This window comes from Brevibacillus sp. NSP2.1 (assembly GCF_000470975.2).
Lineage (GTDB): Bacteria > Bacillota > Bacilli > Brevibacillales > Brevibacillaceae > Brevibacillus > Brevibacillus agri.
On the sequence record NZ_CP048274.1, the window covers coordinates 4,857,770 to 4,879,104 of the forward strand.

The following is a 21,335-nucleotide window of genomic DNA, read 5'->3' on the forward strand; positions in this document are numbered from 1 at the left end:
TGCACTTGCACGGCTGCAAACAAAAAAAGACCTCATCCCTTGCCCGGATGAGGTCTTGTGCGTTGCGTTGTTTATTGGATTGGCTCGCTATTTACTGGACATCAAGGCGCTTCATGATGTCGTCGAGCAGCAGGTTGGCCGCTTTGATGCCGCCTGCTGTGTTCCAGATCGTCTCGCTAACCTGGAATACTTTGTTGTTTTTCGATACGTTCAACGATTTGAAAACTGGGCTGTCCATCCACTTTTTCGCCATGTTGGTAATATCGGTGGCGCCTTTTTCTTCCGATACCCAGTAGAACAGGACGTCTCCATCCATGACGGACATGCCTTCTTCGGACACGAACTCCGCGAAGTTGTTCACGTCTTGCGAAGCTGGACGCGCGATGCCCAGTTGTTCGAGCAAGACACCGCTGAAGGTATCCTTTTGGTAAATCTGCACGCCTTTTTTCGAGAATTTCGCTACGGATACTTTGGTAGCCGTCTTCGAGCCAAGCTTTTCTTTGGCTGCGGCTACGCGCTCGTCAAACTCCTTGAGCACCTTCTCGCCTTCCGCTTTTTTGTTCACCGCTTCGGCATAGAGAGCGAAGTTGGTTTTCCATCTGCCCGACAGCTCTTCCGCGAACACGGTTGGCGCGACCTTGGACAGTTGGTCGTACACTTTTTCATGACGGACTTTGTTTCCGATAATCAGGTCTGGGGAAAGCGATACAATCTTTTCGAGGTTCGGCTCGGTTTCAAAGCCGAGAGACTCTACCCCTGCCATCTCGTCCTTGATATGGTCGTACCAAGGTTCGCCTTCCCACGATTGCACGGCAGCGATTGGCTTCACGCCGAGAGCGAGCAGCGCTTCCGTTCCTTCGTTGGTCAGGATGATGACGCGTTGCGGCGTTCCTTTGATCTGGGTCGTACCCATGGCGTGCTTGATCTCGCGCACTTCGCCTGCTTCCGCTGGAGCTGGCTGGGCGGCCGTTGTGCTTTGCTCCGTCGTCGCTTGTTGCTGGGCTGGCTGCTGTGTCTGCTGTGCCTGATTGGCACCTCCTCCGCAGCCTGCCAGAACAAACAGCATGCAAAGGGAGAAAAAGCTGGTCATGATGTGGCGCATGGTTCGTGCGCTGGTCTTTCTTTTCATATCGAGATATGCCCCCACTTCTATCAGTCGCTTGATTGATAACCATTATCAATTGATAGTATATAGAGACTGCTCCCGCTTTTCCATGCACGCCATTGCCTGTTTTATATGGACGGGATTGCCCGCAAAAAGTACGCCGTGCACTGCTCGATCATGTACTCCCTGCCCAGCGGCCCCCACGGGTCCCAATTTTTGCTCTCCGGATAGTACACCTTGTTTTCCCGAACAGCCCGCAAGCTTTGCCACAGCGGGTTCGACCACAGGCGCTCCACGTCCTCTTTTTCGCTCCAGAACAGGATGATGCGCTCAGGGTCGATCCTGACCAGCTCCATCAACGCGTCAGGCTTGTAGGAGGCGTGTGTCACATGCGGATCGGGCTGGAAGCCGAGCTTGTCATAAAACAGGTCGGTCAAGGCGTGCCCTTCCGTCCCGTACAGCCGCACCTCATTCTCCAGCACCCGGACGATCGTCCATTCGCCTTGGCGCGTGACGGGGAGAAGCGCCTCTCTTGCCGCTTTCTCCACTTTTTGCACGTGGTCGATAATCCGCTGGGCCTGGTTCTCCTTATTGAAAACCGTCCCGATCTGCCGTTGATACTCGTGCCAACTCAAGTAACCGTTGAACATGAACGTCTCCCCGAGCTTTTTCCACTCTCCCTGCCCCTGCTCCTGTCCCGTGTCGATCTGCACAATCACGTCAGGCGACAAAGGCAAAACCTCCTGCGGCGTGATGCTGCGCTCCGCATTCAACGCCTTCGTCCCGCGCAGGCGCTGCTGCAAATAAACCGGAAACCCGGTTCGCGTCGGGAAATAGTTGGGAAACGACGGGGCGGCAATCGGCTGAATCCCGATCGCGAGGAAGTGATCTTGCAAAAACAGCTTGCTCGCGATCGCCACGCGCTGGCCCGCCTGCTTCATGTAAATTTGCGGCGACAAGCCTTCCCGCTTTTTGAACAGACGGCTGAAATAAAGCTCATCCGAAAAGCCGACACTGCGGGCCACGTCTTTGACGCGATTGGCGGAAGAAGACGAGGACAGCATCGCCTTCGCCTCCTCCATCCTAAGCTGCGTCAAATACTCCCCCGGCGTCATCCCGACTGCCCGCTTGAACGCCCGGCAGTAGGAGCTTGGCGTCAACCCGGCCAGCTTGGGCAAGGCCCCGAGGTCCAATGCCTCGCGAAAATGCTTTTTCATGTAGTCAATCGTCGCGGCAACGGAGCTGTCCCCGCCTTTTGCCCGAGCGCTTCGCTCCTCGCAAGCCGTGGCGAGCAAGTCGTAAAACAACGACTGGGCGCGCAGATGCAGGCATTCGTCCGCTTCTTGCCCCAAGCGGTACAACTCCTCCAGCTTCGTCACAAAAGCGGATGCGGACGCGACAGGAAACACTTCTGCTCCCGCCGCTTCCCCCGCCAGCCGCTTCTGTGCGCCGGGTGCTGCCGCTTGCTTGCCGCCTGCTGGCGATGCCGCGTCGATCCGCGTATAGTGCAGCCGATACATCTGCAGCGGTCCCGAGGGAACGGACAGCTCGTCAATGCGCATCGCAGGAGTCAGCATGATGAGCGTGCCCGCCTCGATTCCATGCTTTTTGCCATTGACGGTAATCTCTCCGCTGCCTTCTGCCACATAGCAGAGGACGTATTCTTCCAGTCGCAGTTGCCGCAGACGAAAGCCTCTTTTCAACCGCTGCTTGCGAAAAGCAGTCCATACATAAGCATGACAACCCCGGCTGTTCCTCATCAGACTCACATCCTTGCTTTCGTCATTATCTGTACAAGAAAAAAGTAGCCAAGCGTCGGTGCAGCCGTCGCCTGTACTACTTCTTTTTTGTTCGATCATGCTGGATCGCATCTCTGTCTACGATTGTCGTACTTTTGCCGCACGGAACATCAGCAGGAACAAATACGGCGCACCCAACAGCGCAACCACGATGCCTGACGGGATGTCTTTTGGAATCATCACGACTCTCCCGAGCAAGTCGGAGGCGGCCAGCAAGACCGCGCCCAACAGCGCGGAGACGACGACTGCCCTGCGGTGGTGAGCCCCGACCAGCAAGCGTGCCGCATGCGGCGCGAGCAAGCCGATAAACCCTACAGCCCCGACGCTGGCAACAGCCGCCGAAGCGAGCAGCACCGCAATGACCGCTACAGCGAGTCGCGTCCGGCGAACTTGCAAGCCCAAGCCAATCGAGCTTTCATCGTTAAAGGCGAGCAGGTCCACGCGGCGTCCCAGCCACCAGGCGAGCGGAGTCAGCACGAGGATCGCGGGCAGCAGTCGGCTTATTTCCGTCCAGCCGCGTCCGTATGTGCTGCCTGCCATCCAGGCGAGCGCCGGTGCAGCCAAAAGCTGTGCTTTTACGATCAAAATATTGATAAAAGCGGCGCCTGCTGCGGCAACCGCGATCCCGACCAGAGTGAGAATGATCGGGTTCAAGCCCCTCCGCCACGAAACGGCGTACACAATCGTGGCAGAGACAATCCCTCCGAGCATGGCTCCCAGCGGCATCCACGCGGAAAACTGCGGGAACACGAGCAGCAGCAGGATGGCTCCCACGCTCGCACCGCTGGTCACCCCGACGATTTGCGGATCAGCGAGCGGGTTGCGCACGGCGCTTTGCATGAGGCTGCCGCTGATCGCCAAGGCCACTCCCGCCAGCATCGCGGTCAAAAGCCGCGGCATCCGCAGCTCGAACAGAAGCTGGCTGTACATCTCGTTTCCTTGTCCCATGAAAACGGCGATGATTTCCGCCCAAGGCAAATACAGATTCCCGATTGCCAGGCCGGACATCCAGACGAGGACGAGCAGCACGCACAAGATGACGACGACGATCGGATACGGAACTTTGCGCTGCCAGCCGCCTACGCTCATCGAGGTCTGCGCCCCGGAGCCTGTGCCTCCGCTCAGCTTGCGGGATACCCGCATCGCCAGCCAGATCAGCCACGGCCCGCCAATCGCCGCCGTAATCGCACCTGCAGGCAGCTCGCCGTACGCATTGATAAACGTGCGTGAGATCGTGTCAGAGACAACGAGCAGCGCCGCCCCCCAGATCGCACTGATCGGCAAAAGCCAGATGTGTCTTGTCAGCCCGCTGAGCCGCACCAGATGCGGTGCCACCAGCCCGATAAAGCCGATCGGCCCGACTACGCTGACGCTGACACACGTAATCAAAATCGCGATGAGCATGGCGATCAGGCGCGTTTTGCCGACCTTTTGCCCAAGCGACTGCGCTGTTTCTTCGTTAAAGCTGAGCACGTCAAGCTGTCTGGCCATCAGGCAGCTCGCTGCCACCCCGAGCAAAATCAGCGGCCAACTGAACTGCACCCCTGTCCAGTCGTTTTGCTTCAACGAGCCTGAACCCCAGATGAAGATGCCCTGTGTCGTTTCTTCATTAAACAAAATAATGGCACTGGTCAGCGATGAAAACACCAGGGTAACGATCATCCCGGACAAAGCTACGCGCACGGGCGTTCCTTTTCGCCCACCCGCCATGTAGTAAACGGCAGCAGCAGCCAGTATCCCTCCCGCCATGGCAAATGGCAGCGGGTACTGGTGCAGGATCGCCGGCCAAAAAACCATTCCGAAAACGACAAACAAATAGGCTCCGGCATTTACGCCCAGCGTCGTTTCCGAAGCAAGCGGATTTCGCGTCACGGTCTGCATCATCGCTCCCGCAACCGCCAAAGCCGCGCCGGATAAGAGCCCCATCACCGTTCTCGGCAGACGGACGCCGTGAATCATCTGATGGTCGGCAATATCTTGTGGGGAGAGGATCGCTTCGATCACGGTACGTACCGAGATGTCAGCCAGTCCTTGTGTCAGGCTGACAAATGTGAGCAACACCAGAAGCACGAGGCCGCCAAGCAGCATCCATAACGGCCTCAAGCCTTCTCTTGAAGAAGAAGGGGCTTGATGGATGCCGCTTGGGGCATCGCTTTCACGCTTGGCCAGACTCATTTCGCCAGCAGATCAGCAGCTTTTTTCGCCATGATTTGTGCGGACAATGGACCGCCGTATGGCCACATGTCGCCGCCCAATGCGTAAATGCGATTTTCTTTGACAAATTTGAGGCCGTTCCAAACCGGGTTGTTTTTCAACTGGTTCTCGATGACGTTGTCATCGTCCTGAATGATGTGCAGGAAGTTGGCATCCTGGAGCGCAGGAAGTGCTTCCACGTCTGTCGTCGTCATTCCGTTCATCTCAAATTTCTTAGGTTTGTATGCGTTGGTCAGTCCGACGCGGTTCAGAATTTGGATCGCGGTAGAGTTGTCCGTGGACAGACGGAATTCTACTGCGTTCTGGTTGCTGTAACCCATGGCGAGTACGATTGGCGTTTTGTCCATGCCAGCTTTGACAATTCGCTCTTTTGCCTCTGCATAAGTTTTGTCGAGCTCTTTCAGCACATTTTCTGCTTCCGCATTTTTGCCCAAAATATCGGCAATTTCCTTAAAAGTGGCAATCATTTGGGTATATTGATCGCCCTGGCCTTCTGCCGGGTTGGATTCAAACGCGATGGTTGGCGCAATTTTGCTCAACTCGTCGTAGTTCGCTTCCACGTTGCGCTTCATGCCGATAATGAGGTCAGGCTTGAGGAGCATGATAGATTCCAAGTTTGGCGCGACGCGGCTTCCCACGTCCACTACATCCGGGGCAATTTCCACAGGGAGCTTGACCCACTTTTTCATATTTGGAATATCGGCAATTCCTACAGGCTGCATGCCGAGAGCCAGAACATGCTCAGCGCTGCTCCATTCCAGAGCAACAACGCGCTTAGGAACGCCTTTGATTGTCGTTTCTCCCATCAAGTGCTTGACAGTGCGCACTTGTTCTTCCGCCGCCTTGTCTGCCTCTGGCTGCGCAGATGCTGCCGGCTGTGCCTGCCCGGAACCGGATTGGGCGTTTTGAGTAGCAGTCCCTCCGTTCCCGCACGCTGCCAACAGAAGCATGGCAGACAAAAAGACGAGCAGGATTGGTAACTTCGTGATACGCATGCGATGACTCCCCCTTTTTTACGTTGCAAGCATTCTAAAGATGATTACTGGCGATGGTCATGTCTTCCACTATTAAATGATAATGATTATCATTTTCTTTGTCAATATTAGAATATGCAGATATGTTCGATTTTCGTGCCTTGCTGATCGAGGCGAAATGAAGTAGTCATTCGCCCCAAGTACCGTTTTGTCCCGGATTTTGCGAGGGTTTTGACGGTCTTTTTGGCATAAAAAAAGACACTCCGTTCATTCCGAGTGCCTAGAAAATAGGAATAAGATTTAAAAAGGGTTTACCTTCTTACCACTCAACAGAAGTACAAGTTACCGGAAGTATCCCCGTTATCAACCTCCGCTGGCTCTGCTCGGCCAGAATGGCCATCGATTGTTGCCTCGAAGTCATGACCTATTTTATGTCCCTTTGCATTCTGACTAATCGTGTACGACTGTGAAGATACCCAAACATCAGATTCCCTTAGAACATCATCAAAATACTCATTGTCCTCTACCTTAAATTCATGCCAATCGCCGGAAAGACTTCCATTTGAATCAAAAATCTCTATGTCTCCAGATGTATCCCAAGATACACTCGCGCCGGGAGGCCATGTAAGATCAAAATCTACACTACCAGAAATACTGGAATCATCAGGAAGCCACCCTTTTGTAATGATATTACTTGTTTTATCCGCATCAAGTCTGTCCACAAATTCTCTCGATTCAAAAACTTCAATCTCATTAAGCGGCTGGTCTGCACGGAAATAGACATAGCTTTTTGTATCAGGGTTAGAGGGAGTGTCATCTTTATAAACTTCCCAGACATGGTATGATTTTGCTAGTCTCTGTTGGGTAGAATTAATATCAATAAAGTTATTCATTTCCGTTTCCCAAGTGTATATATTTGAAAATGAATCTGGAAGGTTCACGTCTATTCCCGCTGCTTTGGCTATATTTGGACTTAGAAAGCTATTTTGGGATTTTCGAGGGTTAGCGATCTTATTTATTTTAATATTGTATCTCTTTGTGATATTCTCGAGATCTTCCAGATTATAGCCTTGATTTTCTCGATTAATCGAGATAACAGATGGCAATTTCACCTGGTTATTTTCAAATTTGTAACCAAACAGATCAAGCGAGTATGTTGAATCTTTCGGATACTCAGGGGACAAACCCAAATCCGGTTCAAAAGTGTTTATGATATTTTCCGCATCAAGTTTTTCGCCGAAAATATAAAAAGGCTTGTGTTCTTTTTTAGCTTGTTTATACTATTTTTTCACCTTCGTGTCCTTTAGATTCGATTCAGCGATCCAAAGCGCATCGATCTCATCTGGAATTTCTTGAATATCCTCTTCTAGTATTTGGATGGATTCCTCTACTTTACCAAGACTTCTCTGTTCACGGGTAGCTTCTTCAATTGTTTTACCGACAGCGCTATTTTGCTCATAGCCAATTACGCCAATTTTAAAAGGGCCTTGTTTTATTTTTGAGGTAGTAATCTCTACTTCTTGAGCTTCAACACCAAAGTTCCCCGCAACCACTGTCATGAGTAGAACAATACACGTCGAAATTTTTAGTATTTTTCTCCCCTTCATCAAACTCAACTCCTTTTTTGCATAAAAAACACCATTTATAATACTTAAATGTAAATCATTGGAGAGTGCTTTTATTATACCTAACATTTTCTGGTTTGACAGTTCTAATCGACTTGCCCTCGTCTCAAACTGAGTTGTGTACATTGGGTCAAGCATTAGCCCTGGGCTTCCTCAGATTCCACCTCTCAATAGACTCCACTGTCTTTGGCTAACGATAAGCGCTCGCCCCACAACCAAAAATCCCCCTCATGCGAGGAGGATTTTTCCTTTTTACTTCCTTCTACTACACTTCTTTCGGCAACACAATTCCCCGGTAGAGCTGAACTGTGACGAAGTAGTAGATCGCGTACACGGCTACGAAAATGACCGTTGGAATCCAGATGTTTACATATGGGTCCAGCAGGATGATCGAAAACATTTCCATCCCAACGAGCACGTGCAGCAGGCCCAGCAAAGCCGGGAAGACGAACACGACAAACAGCTCCTTGTAGATCGAGCCGACCAGCAGCTCCTTGCGCACGCCGATTTTTCGCAACATGCTGTAGCGGTCTTTGTCGCGGGTGGCCCCGGACAAAATTTTGAACATCAGGCAACTTGCCATCATCGCCAGGAACGCAATCCCGAGGAAAAAGCCCATAAACATCGTGCCGCTGGTAAAAGCGTACACTTGCTGGTACGTGCTGTATTTGGAGTTGATGGAGACTTCATGGTCCTCGTCAACATGCTCAGGCTTGAGCAGCTTCATTTGGCGCTCGTCCATCGCTTTCAAGTCGGCTTTGTACTTGAGGTAGTCATCCACTTGCGCCACGAGAACTTTGTGCTCGCTGCCCTTGATTGCCGCATACGTCTCCTGGTCGACGATTTGCACGGCATGGTCCGAGAGCATCTCGTAACTGCTGATGAACTCGCGGGAAATCGCTTGGCTCCACTCATCCGGCACCGAGGCAAGCTGCGGATCTTCGGCCGGATCGTTATACATGATGTACGCCTTTTCCGGCAGCGGCTGCGTCACCCGCTTTGGCTCGTTATCCGGCGAATACTGCTCCATCGTATTGGTCGAGATGAGCGGAGGATGCGCCAGCAAGTCTTCTTTGGTAAAGTAGTAGGCTTTCTCGTCCTTTTTGTAGCGATACGTATTTTGCTCCAGCACTTGCATGTTGGCAAGCGCCTGATAATCTTCCTCGACCGGATCGTGCAAGGTGATGTCGTAGATGCGCCCGATGCTCGCCACCAGCTCTACGTTTTGCTGGAAAGCCAGCCCGCCCGCCATCGCGCCGACGCCCAAGGCGATCAGCATCGCGACGGTTCCCAATATTTTCGTCAGGTTGTTGACCCGAAAACGAAGCTGGGCAAAGGTGAAGGCATTCAATTGACGGTCGTTCAGCTTTTTGTTGTTCTTCAACATCTGGACGAATACAGGCAAGAGCGAGATAAAGATCAGATAGGTCCCAATCGTCGTCACGACAGCCCCGACGATGAAGCCAAGTGCGACGTATTCTCTGAGGTGAGTCAACAAGTAGTAGCCAAAAGCTACCAGCGATATCCCAAGGATAGCCACGACAATCGTGCCGACGCCTTTTGCCTTGACTTTGTCATTTTGCTGCTCGGCGCGTATAAGATCCAGCTCTGTCGCCCGCGCCAGCCGAATGGCGTTGATCGTCGACGTAATCAGGAACAGCACGAGGAAAAAGCCCCACGTCATCAGCAAAGACGGCAAGTAAAACGGATGGTACCCTTCAGTGGAAATGTCCAGCAAGCTCATCAGCAATTGCCCGATTCCGCTGGACAACACGATTCCGACAAGGCTGCCGATCACAAGGGAGACAACTCCCATCAGCAAAGTTTCCCCGAACAACATCTGGCTGATCCTGGCTTTCTTCGCCCCGAGCACCATGTACATCCCCAGCTCTTTGCGTCTTAGCGAGAGCAAAAACGAGTTCGCGTAAAAGATGTAGAAGATCGTAATGAACGCCAGCAGAAAGGCCCCTACATTGAAAACGATCCCGATCGAGCGGATCATCGAGTTCGCTTTCACGTACTCGCTATTCATGCCTAACGTCTGGAACATGTAAAAAATCGAAATGGAGATGACGAGTCCGACCAAGAGCACCAGGTAGTCCTTCATCATCTTGCGCATACTCGATAACGACAGCTTCCACAACATGACAACTTCCTCCTAGCGCCCATCATGAGCTGCACCCAGCTCAGCCAGTACATCCAAAATTTGTTTAAAAAATTGCTGACGGTCCGTTTCGCGGTGAATTTCGGTGTACAAGCTGCCGTCCTGGATGAACAGGATGCGTTTGCAGTAGCTCGCGCTAAAAGCGTCGTGCGTGACCATCATGATCGACACCTGGTGGTTTTCGTTCAGGTCGGACATCGTTTCCAGCAAGCTTTTCGCGTTTTTCGAATCGAGCGCACCCGTCGGCTCGTCCGCAAGCAAAATCGCCGGCTCATGCACCAGTGCGCGCGCCGCCGCAGCGCGTTGCTTTTGTCCCCCGGAAATTTGCACCGGATACTTTTGCAAAATCTCGCTGATGCTAAGCGTTTGCGCGACCTTGTTCACTTTGGCGCTGATCTCTTTGGAAGGCACGCCCTGCAGCGACAGCGGCAGCGCGATGTTTTCGTACACCGTCAAATTTTCCAGCAGGTTGAAATCTTGAAAAATGAAACCGAGCTTTTGCGAGCGGAAATCGGCCAACTGGTTTTGTTTCATTTGTGTAATGTTCGTTCCGGCTATCTGGATGAAGCCCTCCGATGGCCGATCCAGCGTGGAGATGACGTTCAGGAGCGTCGTTTTCCCCGAGCCGGACGGGCCCATGATTCCTACGAACTCTCCTTTTTCGATCGTCAGCGATACGCCCTTCAAGGCGTGGGACTGGCTCTCGCCCTTTGTCCCGTATATTTTTTGGACGTTTTTGACTTCCAGTACGGCTGTACTCACTCGTTGTTCCTCCATTCGTTTTTTTGGCATTCGGCTGCCTACCGTGGTTCTCTTCGCTATTTACTGTAACTCGTTTCCATATAAGGAGCTATTGATCTACCTTACAGTTCGCTTTCGTTTTTGTAAGGTCGTGGAAGGGGAAAGGTAAGGTTGGCTGGTTCCGGAGGGCGCCAAGCGCTTTGGAATGCAAAAAAGCCGTCCGTTATCCTTAACGGGATGGCTTTGTCGCTGTTGTCTCTCTCCCCGATGCGCTTTGCTCCCCTCGCCAAATAAAACGCTTCCGCATGCGGGCGCTATGGATCAATAGGCTGCCAATCCGCAACTCCTTCGCTAGCTTCCGCATGTGCTCCCACAATGTTTTTCCATAGCCTTTACCGATTGCGTCTGGTTCGACAAACAAATCCTTCAGCAACCAGCGGCCGCTTTCCTCAAGTTGTTCCAGTCCCATAAACCCTAAGAGACGATTCTCGTCTTCCAGCACAATCACAAGCCCCGTCTCTATATAATCTGGCGTCACCGTCAAATCTTCGCGGCATGCCTCCATGAATGCGTCACTGTAGCCCCAATAGGCTTTGGAACGAAAACAGAGGTCGCTCAGTGCGCCTGCCTGGTCCACGTGTGCTCTGCGTATTTGCAGCATTTTCTCTCTCCCTTTCTTTTCCTATTCAGCTTTTGGCATGTACTGACCGATTCCCCGACCAACATACAAAATCCCGCTGAATTTGTAAAAAAAGCCAACGCATCGCCAAAAGAAAAATGGCCATCGCAGCACGGATGGCCATTTTTGGGGGGCTGGTTTATTTTGCAGCAGCAGCTTTCAGGCTGTACACTTCTTTTCCTTCTACCAAGGTCAGCACGACTTTCGCATTCTTGATCTCTGTAGCCGGGATCGCAAACAGATTTTTGTCCAGCACGATCAGGTCCGCTTTTTTGCCCACCTCGATCGATCCGGTGATGTCGTCGACGTGGTTGGCGTACGCGCCGTCAATCGTGAAGCTGGCGATCATGTCAGGCAGGGTGGCGCGCTCATTCGGATTGGCGATTTTCGCCGGATCGGTCACGCCGTCTTCGATGCGCGTAATGCCCTGCTGGATGCCGTGGAGTGGATTGAACTCAGGCGTCACGATGTAGTCCGAAGAGGACGCTACATGCACGCCTTGATTCAGGAAGCTTTTCATCGGGTATTCTTTTTCTGCGCGCTCCTGGCCGAGATATGGCACCTCGATCTCGTCGTAGTAGCCGTCCTCCTGCATGAACCAGAACGGCTGCACGATGCCGACAGCTCCGAGCTTTTTGAAGCGGGCGATGTCCTCCTGGTTGACCAGTTGCAAATGAACGAGCGAGTGACGGGCATCGTGTTTGCCGTTTTGCTGTTCCGCGTACTCCATGCCATCCAGCGCGATCCGGGTGGAAGCGTCGCCGATGGAGTGAACGTGCAGTTGGAAGCCCGCCTTGTCAGCGGCCGCTGCCGTCTTGTTGTACACCTCTGGCTTCCAGATCAATTCGCCGTTCGTGTGCTTGTGCTCATACGGCTTTTCCAGGTATGCAGTAGCACCTTCGACGACTCCGTCCATGAAAATTTTGACGGCGTTCACCTGGAACAGCGGGTTTTGGTTGCGCTCGCGAATTTTCACAAACTCGGCAATCTGCTCAGGTCCTTTGTCCGGGTTGGCGGTGATGGCATTGCGAAAACGGATAGTCAGCTTGTTTTCGCGAGCCAGCTCCTCATACGCTTCCAGCACGTTCGGATAGCGCAGCATGTCCGGGTCGCGGACAGTCGTCACGCCACGCTCAACCGCTTTGTGCTGATACTCCTCGATTCCCGCTTTGTACTGCTGCACGGTGTAGCCGCCGATTTTGGACAGCACGAGATCCATTGCTTTTTCGCGCAGCGTTCCCGACGGTTCGCCTGTCTCTGGATCGCGCTCGATAATGCCGCCTTCCGGATTTTTCGTTTCCTTTGTAATGCCCGCCAGTTTCAGCGCGACGGAATTGACCCACAGAGAATGTCCGTCATCCGAGGTCAGAGCGATCGGAATGTTTGGCACGATGGCGTCCAGCACTTCTTTGCGCGGACCGATCCCCGGCGCTACCGGATTGCTCCAGCCGCGTCCTTGCAAGGCTACTTCTTGTGGATGCGCCTTGACAAACGCGGAAACCACCTCTGTGTACTCCTCCATCGAGCCCGCGTCAAACAGGTCGATGGAATAGATCAGCCCGGTTGTTTTGCTTGCATGGGTATGGCTGTCGATGAAGCCTGGCAGCACCATTTGCCCTTTCAAGTCGGTTACCTTCGTACTTTTCCCGATGTACGCCTTTGCGCCCTCATCCGTGCCTACGTAGACGATCTCGCCGCCGCGAATCGCGACAGCCTGTGCCCAGTTTCTGTTTCTGTCCACGGTGTACACGGCGCCGCCCGACAACACGACATCGGCCGGTTGCACGACTGCCTGCTTCGCAGCATCCGCAGTCGCCTGACCAGAGGCTTGTCCCGCCGCCTGGCTCGTTCCTTGCGCAGCGAATGCGGGCAGCGGAATCATCAGCGCCGTTGCCAGCAATGCGCTGGTCCATTTTTTTCCGAACAAAAAAATCCCCACCTATCTCTTTTTCCATGATGCCAAACACGACAAACTTGATTGTAGCACCACAACTCAGAAAATTCCATGAAATCCCTCCGGCAAACTCGACTTTTTTCCCGATTTTTGGCGAAACACCTCGATTTTCATCGAATGAACTGGTTCATTTGGTAAAAGGTAGATTTGACATCCCCGAGCAGAACATTTACACTGATTAATGTTTCAAGTATTTAATTATTAACCATATATATTATTTTACACTTAAAACAGGAGCGATTAGCATGCCGAGCCAATCCGGTCTTACTGATTTTGAACAGCTCTACATCCAGGTGCAGCGAAGTGTCTCAGCAAAATGGCACAAGCGGCTGGACCCGCTCGTCTCCGCGTCGCAAGCCATGCTTCTGCGGATGCTGGATAAAAACGGTCCGCAAAAAGCGTCGGCTCTGGCCGAGCTTTTGCAGATCACTCCCGGAGCAGTGACCAGCCTTTCCGATAAACTGATCGCCTGCGGTTACGCCAGCCGCAGCCGGGTCAGCCACGATCGCCGGGTAGTCTACCTGGAAATTACCGAGAAGGGAAAAGCGATTTTGCAGCAATACAGAGTGGAACTGAAAAAAACGATCGGAGACTTGTTTGCCGGGCTGTCGGAAGAAGACCTTCAGCACCTGAACCGCATCTACAGGCAAGTCTTGCTTAACATCGAACAGCGAAGAGAGGAGAATCACGCATGAACGGGTTAACCGAAAAAAAGAAAGTGACGATCATGATCGCGATCATCACGGCGATGTTCTTTTCCGCGATCAACCAAACGATCATCGGCGTCGCCATGCCGCGCATTATCGCCAAGCTGGGCGGCATGGATTATTACTCTTGGGCCATCACCATTTACTTGCTGACTTCCACCGTCGCTTCCGTCCTGGTCGGCAAGCTGTCGGACATTTACGGGCGCAAGCCGTTTATTTTGGCCGGGATCGGGCTGTTCAGCATCGGCGCTTTGCTATCCGGCTTTTCCGCCACGATCTTTCAGTTGATCGCCTATCGCGCCATTCAAGGGGCAGGTGCCGGTATCATCATGTCCACCGCCTTCACCGCCATGGGCGACCTGTATGAGCCTCGCGAGCGAGCCAAATGGACCGGAGTCATGAGCGCGGTATTCGGCGTTTCCAGCGTCGCGGGTCCACTCCTCGGCGGATATATTGTCGATCATCTCGACTGGCATTGGGTATTCTGGATTTTCCTGCCGATCGGGCTGATCGCCTTCACCTTGATTTTGCTTCATTTTCCGCAGGTGGAAAAACGCCAGGGCGAATCCGTCGACTACTTCGGCTCCCTGTTCTTGACGACGACCATCGTTCCGATGCTGCTTGCTTTTTCCTGGGCAGGAGAAGGCCTGCACAAATACGCCTGGGGCTCCTGGCAAATTCTCGGCCTCCTGGCTGTCACCGTCGTGTCCTTGCTCGTGTTCCTGTGGGTCGAGACGCGGGTAAAAACACCTGTGCTGCCGCTTGGCTTGTTTAAAAACAGCATTTTCACCGTCTCCAATCTGGTCGGCTTTTTCCTGAATGCCGGGATGATGGGAGCGATCATCTACGTTCCGTTTTTTGTCCAGGGCGTAAAAGGAATCTCGCCTACCATGGCAGGCTACGTCGCCATGCCGATGTCGATTGCCATGCTCGTGACGTCTGCGCTCGCCGGACAATTGATGACCAAAACAGGCAAATACAAAAAGATGGCGATCAGCGGGCTGCTCGTCATGACGCTCGGCATGGTGCTGATGTACTTCATGGTGCCGACCACGCCGATTTATTTGCTCGTGCTGTACATGATCGTGCTCGGCCTGGGCATGGGCATCGCGATGCCCGTCTTCTCCTTGACTGTGCAAAACGCAGTCGCACCGCAGGAGCTGGGTGTCGCCACCGCTACCTCCCAGTTGTTCCGCAACCTGGGCGGTACGATCGGGATTGCCGTCATGGGCAGCGTCATGAGCGCCAGCATGTCTGCAAAAATGAACCAGCTCTCGGCTACCATGAGCCAGGGCGCTGCCTCGATGCCTGCTGATCCGGCGTTGGCTGAAAAGCTGTCGCTGTTCACCAATCCACAAAATTTGCTCGATCAGCCCAAAATCGAAGCGGCGCTGCACAGCTTGCCGCCTGAGTCGCAGACCGTGTTTGCCCACATGCTGGACACGATCCGCGAAGCGATGAGCTACGGCATTACGACCACCTTTTTGACCGGAGCGATTGTCGCTGGCTTTGCGGTCGTGATCGCGCTGTTCCTGAAAGAAATCCCGCTGCGCAGCCAAAACACCCCGGAGCAAAAAAAATCGTCCGAAAACGAAAAGCGGGCGACAAGTACCGCCGAATGGGACGGTGCGCAGGCTGCAGGAAAAGCTTGAGAGTAAGACATATTATAGAAGAAAAAGGGGAGCACATTGACGTGCCTCCCTTTTTTGTTGCCCGACACTCCGGTCGCTATGCTCGTTTTACAACCGCACTCTGCCCGTCCGGATCGCATGGGCATAGTCCACGCGCCCGGCTTCCTCTGCGAGTTTGGCCGCTTTTTCATAATCATACGGAAGCAGGGAAGCAGGACGTACTCCACTTTCCAGGAGCACTCGCGGGCAAGGGAACTCGTATGGGAACTGTACAAAGCTGCTTGTTTTAGTTCAATACGATTTCGAGAACTCTCTTGAATAAAGGATTTTTTACATTATTTTGAAATAGAACGCAGGTCATGTTCCCTGTTAATTCCAATTATGATATATTTTTTATGGATTTTGTTTCACAATAGAATTCACAAATAGAAACATGACAATTCCTAAATGGGGTGACGAAGATGAACCTGTTAAAAAACTTTCTATTATTATTGTTGATCTTAGTGGGAATTAGCGGATGTGGGGGGGCCACTGACAATAAGGAAGAGAATAGTAGTGTCACTGAAAATCCAATTAGCAAGCAGGGAAGTGCAATGATTGGAGCAGACACTATTAAATTATATGAATTAAGCGGTAATCAAAATCTCAAAGACCAATTCAAATTTGCGTTTGACCCAACAGTTCCCCAAGAGATTAAATACTACAAAAACGGTGAGACAGTTACCATCGATTTTGGTGAAACAGTATATGATAACATAACTATTTTGGACATTCTCCTAAATTCTAAAGGTGAACAATTATATACGGATAAAGAAATCAAGAATGTTGCCTTTACCCGGATAGACAATAAATATCAATTCAAATTAGAGAAGCACTTCGCTTCTGCTTTAAATTCGAACGATGAACCGTCTCAAACGGTTTATAGAGGTTTTCGAATCAATGCTTATAAAGATGATAAGGAATATCCATTTGGATTTGTAATAAAAACAGATGCTTACTAATGCTTTCGAATTGAAACAAAGTTGCTCATTTGAACTAAGGAAACAGATAATCATTTTTGCTCATCAAAGAATCAAACCATATATGAAATCTAATGCGATGGGAGGTTAGATTTTAGAACAACTTTCAAGATTGACCATTTCTTTATTTTTTCCAAATGTGAACGCTCACCAAAATGTTGACCACTTTGCTCATCATAAAGTTACCCACCTGACAGTTTGAGCACACGTCATCATTTTCACACCTAATTGCAAATGTTTTTACTGAGCCAAGGATCGTCAAGGGCTTGCGTAGCAAGGGGTTTACCCTTTATCCTTGACGATCCTTGGTGCAGGAAATAAAATGCTACTTTGTGTGAAAAAAAGCATCGTAGGTGGTCAACTCGAAGATGAGCGTTTGCTCCAAAAATGGTCAACTTTTTGATTAGCATTCACATCCAAATCGTATGAAAAGGAAGGAAAGGTATGAAATTATTTAAGAGAGCTTTGCCCGTGTTTTTATTAGCGATAAGCTTAGTCGCACCTGCTAGTGCAGAAAAAGTTGGCGGATATGAGTACCCCGTGAAACCCGGAACAACTGAGTGGAAAGCACTTGAAAGCAAAATGGAACGCCAAAAGGTAAGCCAAATACCTGAGGATGTTTTGGAACAATTGTCAACCGAAGAGCTTGTTGAAACTGTTTTAGACTATCCGTTCCTGATCGACATGTATGCATACGATTCTTTTGAACAAGGTTTTTCTGCTGTTTCATCCAATTTCAACGGTCTAAAGGAACTGCTGAAAAGAGAAGATGCTGCTTCGAAGCTACTTGAGAAATACAAAGTGACAAAAGAATCGAAGGGAGTTAAGAAAGCATCTTCAGATGAAATGTTAGACTTGAAGAATCTTGAAATTATTTTAGAACAAAGTGAGATTAAAGAGAAGTTATCTCCAAACGAAGTAGAAGAAGTGGAAGAGCTTACGGAAGAACCAAAACGGGCAGCGGCTGCTATATATGTAAAGACACCAAAGGGCACTAAGGTGGAAGTGTTGCAACTAGGGGAACGTTTATCTTCTGCGGAGATTAAAGCTCTGGATCGGGAGGTTGAAAGGGCATATCCTCGTACTACTCTCCTAAGATCAGCTACAACAAATTACAATTGTCATTCCTATGCTTGGTACAGTACTTCTTCTAGCAACAAATATTGGATGAATGACCCTGGCGCCTATATGACAGATGGGAGTTATAAAAAAAAGAGTTCTGCTTCTGGAGATAGCAAAATTTACTACGATGTAAGAGGTAATGAACACACTGGGATAGTTACGACAGTTTATTCTGGCCCACCTGCACCTGGAAAAGATCAAGCAAGTATGATTAAAGTTAAATCCAAATGGGGGCAATTAGGATTAGTAGAACATATGGCCGATGATTGCCCGTATTATACGAGTGACTCAGATTTAGAATTTTACAAGTAATTAATCCAAATTTCGAAAGTATCTTGGAGAACTACTTTTAGGTGTGAAATCCAAGGTACTTTCTCTTTTTTTGGTAAAGGGAGAATTTCACCTTGTGGACGTCGCATACTTGGCGTACGGCGTCAATGACTCCATGACATATAGAAGAAAAAGGGGAGCACATCGACGTGCCCCCCTTTTTTGTTGCCCGGCCCTCGGCCGCTATGCTCGTTTTACAACCGCGCTCTGCCCGTCCGGATCGCATGGGCATAGTCCATGCGCCCGGCTTCCTCTGCGATTTTGGCCGCTTTTTCATAATCATACGGAAGCAGGATGTGCTCCACTTTCCAGGAGTCTCCTTGGCGCGTGGCCGTCGCATACTTCGCGTGCGGGGTCAACGACTCCATGAAATGCGGATGGGGCTTCTCTTCAAAGTAAGCGGGCAGCCCGACACTCCCCGGATTGACGATCCATTTTCCATCCGGCAGCCACACCGATCTGTGCACGTGCGTATGTCCGCAAAAAATGACGTTCTGCGGTACATTCGCCAGCTCAATCATCAGTTCGGTGACGCTTTTCGCGTCAGTCCCGTACGGAGCGACCCGCTCCATGAGATACTCATCGTCCGCAAAAGGCGTTCCATGGCAGAACAAAAGGTCCTCGTAAACCCACTGCTTGCGAAACGTGCGGAGCCAGTCGAGCACGTCTTCGCGCAGCAGCGGCTTCACATGCTGAAAAGTGGGGGAAGCCAGCACCCCCTCCAGCAAATAGCGGTCGCAGTTGCCCATAATGTGGACGACATCCGTGCGCCGCATCAGCAGCTCCGCGGTTTGCACCGGGGCAATCGGGCCAAACAGCGCGTCTCCGAGGTTCACAATCGTCTGAATCCCCCGCGCGTCAATGTCCTGCAAAACCGCCTCGAGCGCGAAGACATTGCTATGTATGTCAGAAATGACGGCGATGGCATGGTTCTGGTTTTGATGCTGATTCAAAAAGGCTCGCTCCTTTCAGACAGTCTTGTCACAAATGATACCGCCCCTCGCCTTTATGAGCCAGCCATTTTGTGCGAAGGGAGACTTCACTTTTGATTGTGTAAATAGTATGTCACTTTCGCTAGATGCGTTGATTATATTCTGAATTTTAATTATATTTGTATAACATATTGTAACGGTTGTGTTTGTCCGATTATTTTTTCCACAGGAGGCCACCGTCATGAACCATGTCAAAGCCGTTATCAAGCATTTCTCCGTTCCGTCCCTGCTCCAACTGATCCTCAACCTCGCCCTGATTATCCTGGCCGTCATCCTCGTCGTGCTGCTCGGCAAGGAGCTGATCCACTTCGGGAAAATGATGATCTCGAGCGATTCCTCGCTGAACGAATTTCTCGAAGCTATCATTGCCTTTTTTCTCTACTTCGAATTTATTGCCATGATCGTCAAGTACTTTCGCGAGAACTACCATTTTCCCCTGCGCTATTTTCTTTACATCGGCATAACGGCTATGGTTCGTCTGATTATCGTGGATCACCACAGCCCGCTCAACACGCTGATTTACTCCGGCGTGATTCTGATTTTGATTATTAGCTATTACATCATTAACAAAACTCCGGTCGAACGGCCAGGGAAATAAATCAAGCGGAAAAAGGCTGGCAGCAACTTGAGCTGTCAGCCTTTTTCTATCGAAAACAAACCTCCCTAACAGGCTGGGAGGCTTCACTCTTATCAGTTGCGGTTTGTACGGCTAGTTCGCTTCGTTCGCAGTGGTCCCGACAGATGCTTCTTCTTTTTTGACCGTTTCGTACTGCATCGGGTCCCACTTGCCCGCAGGCCCTTCCACCTGCACGGCTGGCAGCTTTTCCAGATCCTTTTCAAACTGGGGCGCAAAGTAGCTCGTAAGCTTGACGGTTGCGACCATTTTCGTGTCTTCCGGAATGACAAACTCGTCTTTTTGGTTCGATTTGAAGTCGAGCTGATCGACACGCAAATAACGCGACATCTTTTGCATTTCGCTCACAAAGCGATAAATTTCCTTGTAATCGCCTTTGATCTTGAGGGAAATTTCCACGCTATGAAAAGGAATTGGCGGCAAGTATTTTTCAATCATTTCCGCCTTCACCTGGCGCTCTTCTTTCCCGGCAGCCGGCTTTGGTTGTCCGGCCGATGAACCCGCATTTTGCGCGGACTTGGCGATCTTCTGCGCTTTTTCATCAAGCTTTTGTACCTCTCCTTCGAGTGTTGCCTGCGCTTCTCCCCCCTCAGCTTGATCCATGTAGGTGAGCTGATTAGCCAATTCTTTTGCAGACAGTTTTTCCCGCTCGGAAAAGGAGGCTTCTTCAATCGAAATCTGGCTGACGGATTGCAGCCTCTCCAGGTCCTTGATAAGCTGATCCGCATACGGCCTAACCGGGATCGCTTCCAGGATTTTATTGGAGATCACCATTGGGGTTGTCGGCTCCGTCGCCTGTGCGCTTTGCAACTGGTCAAAGGTTTGTTTCAATTTCTCAAGCTGCACCTGCAAGCTCGTCTTTTGGTCCGTAACAGGTACGATGTATAAATAGTAAGCCCCTGCCAAGGCAGCGAACAATAACGCAAAGATGAAGAGTGCAATCTGACGCGTCTTTTCTCCCATGCAACGGTTCCCCTCCTCTTACTTCTTCACTTCGGCTTTTCCTGTTGCGGCAGCTTGCTCCTTGGCAACCAGCTCTTGCAAATCAACAGTAATCGCCTTTATTTTCAGGGAAGCAGTATAGCGAGGGAGCAGCTTTCCGCCAACGGTGCTCAAAATGGCCGACAGCGGTTTTCCCTGGTCATCTACAGGGCCTTGCCATTTGATTTCTCTCGCCTTGATGCTGGTAACTTCCGCTTTCACGACGTAGGGAGAGGCTTGCAAATTGTGGAGGTACGCAGCAACATCTTCATACTGCTCAAAGCTGCCTTCCAGTTCAATGCTGCCACTCAAGCTATACTTGATGCTGTCCAGGCGGCCATGCTCGGGCAAAGCGTGCGCTATCTCGTCCATGAGCAGGTTCGTCGGCAAAAACAACTGCTGCATCCGCTCGGAAAAAAGCACATACTGATCCAGCGAGTCGTCCGCTTGCACGGCTACCGCCTGTTTTTGCAGGGCAGCAATCGCCGTTTCCTTCATTTTGATTTCCTGTTTCAAGAGAGTGACCGACTCATTCGTTGAGCCATACGTGAGCCAGAGAAAGCTGGCAGCAGCTACCCACGTCAAGCCGATTCCTGACAATACGATATGCGAGGCGGTAAATAACCGCTTCTTTCGCGGAAGCAGATTTATCGTAACCAATAGC

Annotated in this window: 18 protein-coding genes; 5 read left to right on the top strand and 13 right to left on the bottom strand. The window is 51.1% G+C overall.

The window, feature by feature from the left end; genetic code table 11:
- Window positions 1-91 precede the first annotated feature (91 nt).
- From M655_RS23710 to M655_RS23755, 10 genes are all read right to left on the bottom strand, one after another.
- Window positions 92-1,129: an ABC transporter substrate-binding protein gene (locus tag M655_RS23710; protein ID WP_026558201.1), complete on the bottom strand. Its 1,038-nt coding sequence runs from the start codon at window positions 1,127-1,129 to the stop codon at window positions 92-94.
- Window positions 1,130-1,233: 104 nt separating this feature from the next.
- Window positions 1,234-2,865: a helix-turn-helix domain-containing protein gene (locus M655_RS23715; RefSeq protein WP_026558200.1), complete on the bottom strand. Its 1,632-nt coding sequence runs from the start codon at window positions 2,863-2,865 to the stop codon at window positions 1,234-1,236.
- A gap of 117 nt (window positions 2,866-2,982) precedes the next feature.
- On the bottom strand, window positions 2,983-5,007 hold the full coding sequence (gene fhuB, locus M655_RS23720) for a Fe(3+)-hydroxamate ABC transporter permease FhuB (protein WP_286085902.1): 2,025 nt from the start codon (window positions 5,005-5,007) through the stop codon (window positions 2,983-2,985).
- A gap of 68 nt (window positions 5,008-5,075) precedes the next feature.
- Window positions 5,076-6,113: an ABC transporter substrate-binding protein gene (locus M655_RS23725; protein WP_005830841.1), complete on the bottom strand. Its 1,038-nt coding sequence runs from the start codon at window positions 6,111-6,113 to the stop codon at window positions 5,076-5,078.
- A 305-nt stretch (window positions 6,114-6,418) separates the two neighbouring features.
- Window positions 6,419-7,276 carry a hypothetical protein gene (locus tag M655_RS23730; RefSeq protein WP_026558198.1) on the bottom strand — a complete coding sequence of 286 codons (858 nt, stop codon included), beginning with the start codon at window positions 7,274-7,276 and terminating at the stop codon, window positions 6,419-6,421.
- Window positions 7,277-7,372: 96 nt separating this feature from the next.
- On the bottom strand, window positions 7,373-7,855 hold the full coding sequence (locus M655_RS23735; RefSeq protein ID WP_005830845.1) for a hypothetical protein: 483 nt from the start codon (window positions 7,853-7,855) through the stop codon (window positions 7,373-7,375).
- A gap of 127 nt (window positions 7,856-7,982) precedes the next feature.
- Entirely contained in the window at window positions 7,983-9,863 is a 1,881-nt protein-coding gene (locus M655_RS23740) for an ABC transporter permease (protein WP_026558197.1), read from the bottom strand.
- A 12-nt stretch (window positions 9,864-9,875) separates the two neighbouring features.
- Window positions 9,876-10,658 carry an ABC transporter ATP-binding protein gene (locus M655_RS23745; protein ID WP_193373876.1) on the bottom strand — a complete coding sequence of 261 codons (783 nt, stop codon included), beginning with the start codon at window positions 10,656-10,658 and terminating at the stop codon, window positions 9,876-9,878.
- Window positions 10,659-10,851: 193 nt separating this feature from the next.
- Window positions 10,852-11,283: a GNAT family N-acetyltransferase gene (locus M655_RS23750; RefSeq protein ID WP_235694660.1), complete on the bottom strand. Its 432-nt coding sequence runs from the start codon at window positions 11,281-11,283 to the stop codon at window positions 10,852-10,854.
- A gap of 157 nt (window positions 11,284-11,440) precedes the next feature.
- Window positions 11,441-13,228: an amidohydrolase gene (locus M655_RS23755; RefSeq protein WP_026558196.1), complete on the bottom strand. Its 1,788-nt coding sequence runs from the start codon at window positions 13,226-13,228 to the stop codon at window positions 11,441-11,443.
- 272 nt (window positions 13,229-13,500) lie between these two features.
- Here M655_RS23755 and M655_RS23760 point away from each other — a divergent pair, with 272 nt between their 5' ends.
- From M655_RS23760 to M655_RS23775, 4 genes are all read left to right on the top strand, one after another.
- Entirely contained in the window at window positions 13,501-13,950 is a 450-nt protein-coding gene (locus tag M655_RS23760) for a MarR family winged helix-turn-helix transcriptional regulator (RefSeq protein WP_005830858.1), read from the top strand.
- Window positions 13,947-15,614 (top strand): MDR family MFS transporter, encoded by a 1,668-nt coding sequence (locus M655_RS23765; protein WP_026558195.1) that lies wholly within the window; start codon window positions 13,947-13,949, stop codon window positions 15,612-15,614. The genes M655_RS23760 and M655_RS23765 overlap by 4 nt, the downstream gene beginning before the upstream one ends.
- Window positions 15,615-16,054: 440 nt before the next feature.
- On the top strand, window positions 16,055-16,594 hold the full coding sequence (locus M655_RS23770) for a hypothetical protein (RefSeq protein ID WP_026558194.1): 540 nt from the start codon (window positions 16,055-16,057) through the stop codon (window positions 16,592-16,594).
- 462 nt (window positions 16,595-17,056) lie between these two features.
- Window positions 17,057-18,046, top strand: a complete 990-nt coding sequence (locus M655_RS23775) for a hypothetical protein (protein WP_026558193.1) — start codon at window positions 17,057-17,059, stop codon at window positions 18,044-18,046.
- A gap of 212 nt (window positions 18,047-18,258) precedes the next feature.
- Here the strand turns inward: M655_RS23775 and M655_RS23780 are convergent, their stop codons facing one another.
- On the bottom strand, window positions 18,259-19,017 hold the full coding sequence (locus tag M655_RS23780) for a metallophosphoesterase family protein (protein ID WP_026558192.1): 759 nt from the start codon (window positions 19,015-19,017) through the stop codon (window positions 18,259-18,261).
- A 220-nt stretch (window positions 19,018-19,237) separates the two neighbouring features.
- On the opposite strand from M655_RS23780, the gene psiE reads away from it, so the two are divergent.
- Window positions 19,238-19,654: a phosphate-starvation-inducible protein PsiE gene (gene psiE / locus M655_RS23785; RefSeq protein WP_005830870.1), complete on the top strand. Its 417-nt coding sequence runs from the start codon at window positions 19,238-19,240 to the stop codon at window positions 19,652-19,654.
- Window positions 19,655-19,765: 111 nt separating this feature from the next.
- Here psiE and M655_RS23790 read toward each other — a convergent pair whose 3' ends face one another.
- Together M655_RS23790 and M655_RS23795 are read right to left on the bottom strand one after the other, a co-directional pair.
- Window positions 19,766-20,653, bottom strand: coding sequence for a type 4a pilus biogenesis protein PilO (locus M655_RS23790; protein WP_005830872.1), 888 nt, complete (start codon window positions 20,651-20,653; stop codon window positions 19,766-19,768).
- Window positions 20,654-20,671: 18 nt separating this feature from the next.
- Window positions 20,672-21,331, bottom strand: coding sequence for a PilN domain-containing protein (locus tag M655_RS23795; protein ID WP_005830874.1), 660 nt, complete (start codon window positions 21,329-21,331; stop codon window positions 20,672-20,674).
- Between the last annotated feature and the right edge of the window lie 4 nt (window positions 21,332-21,335).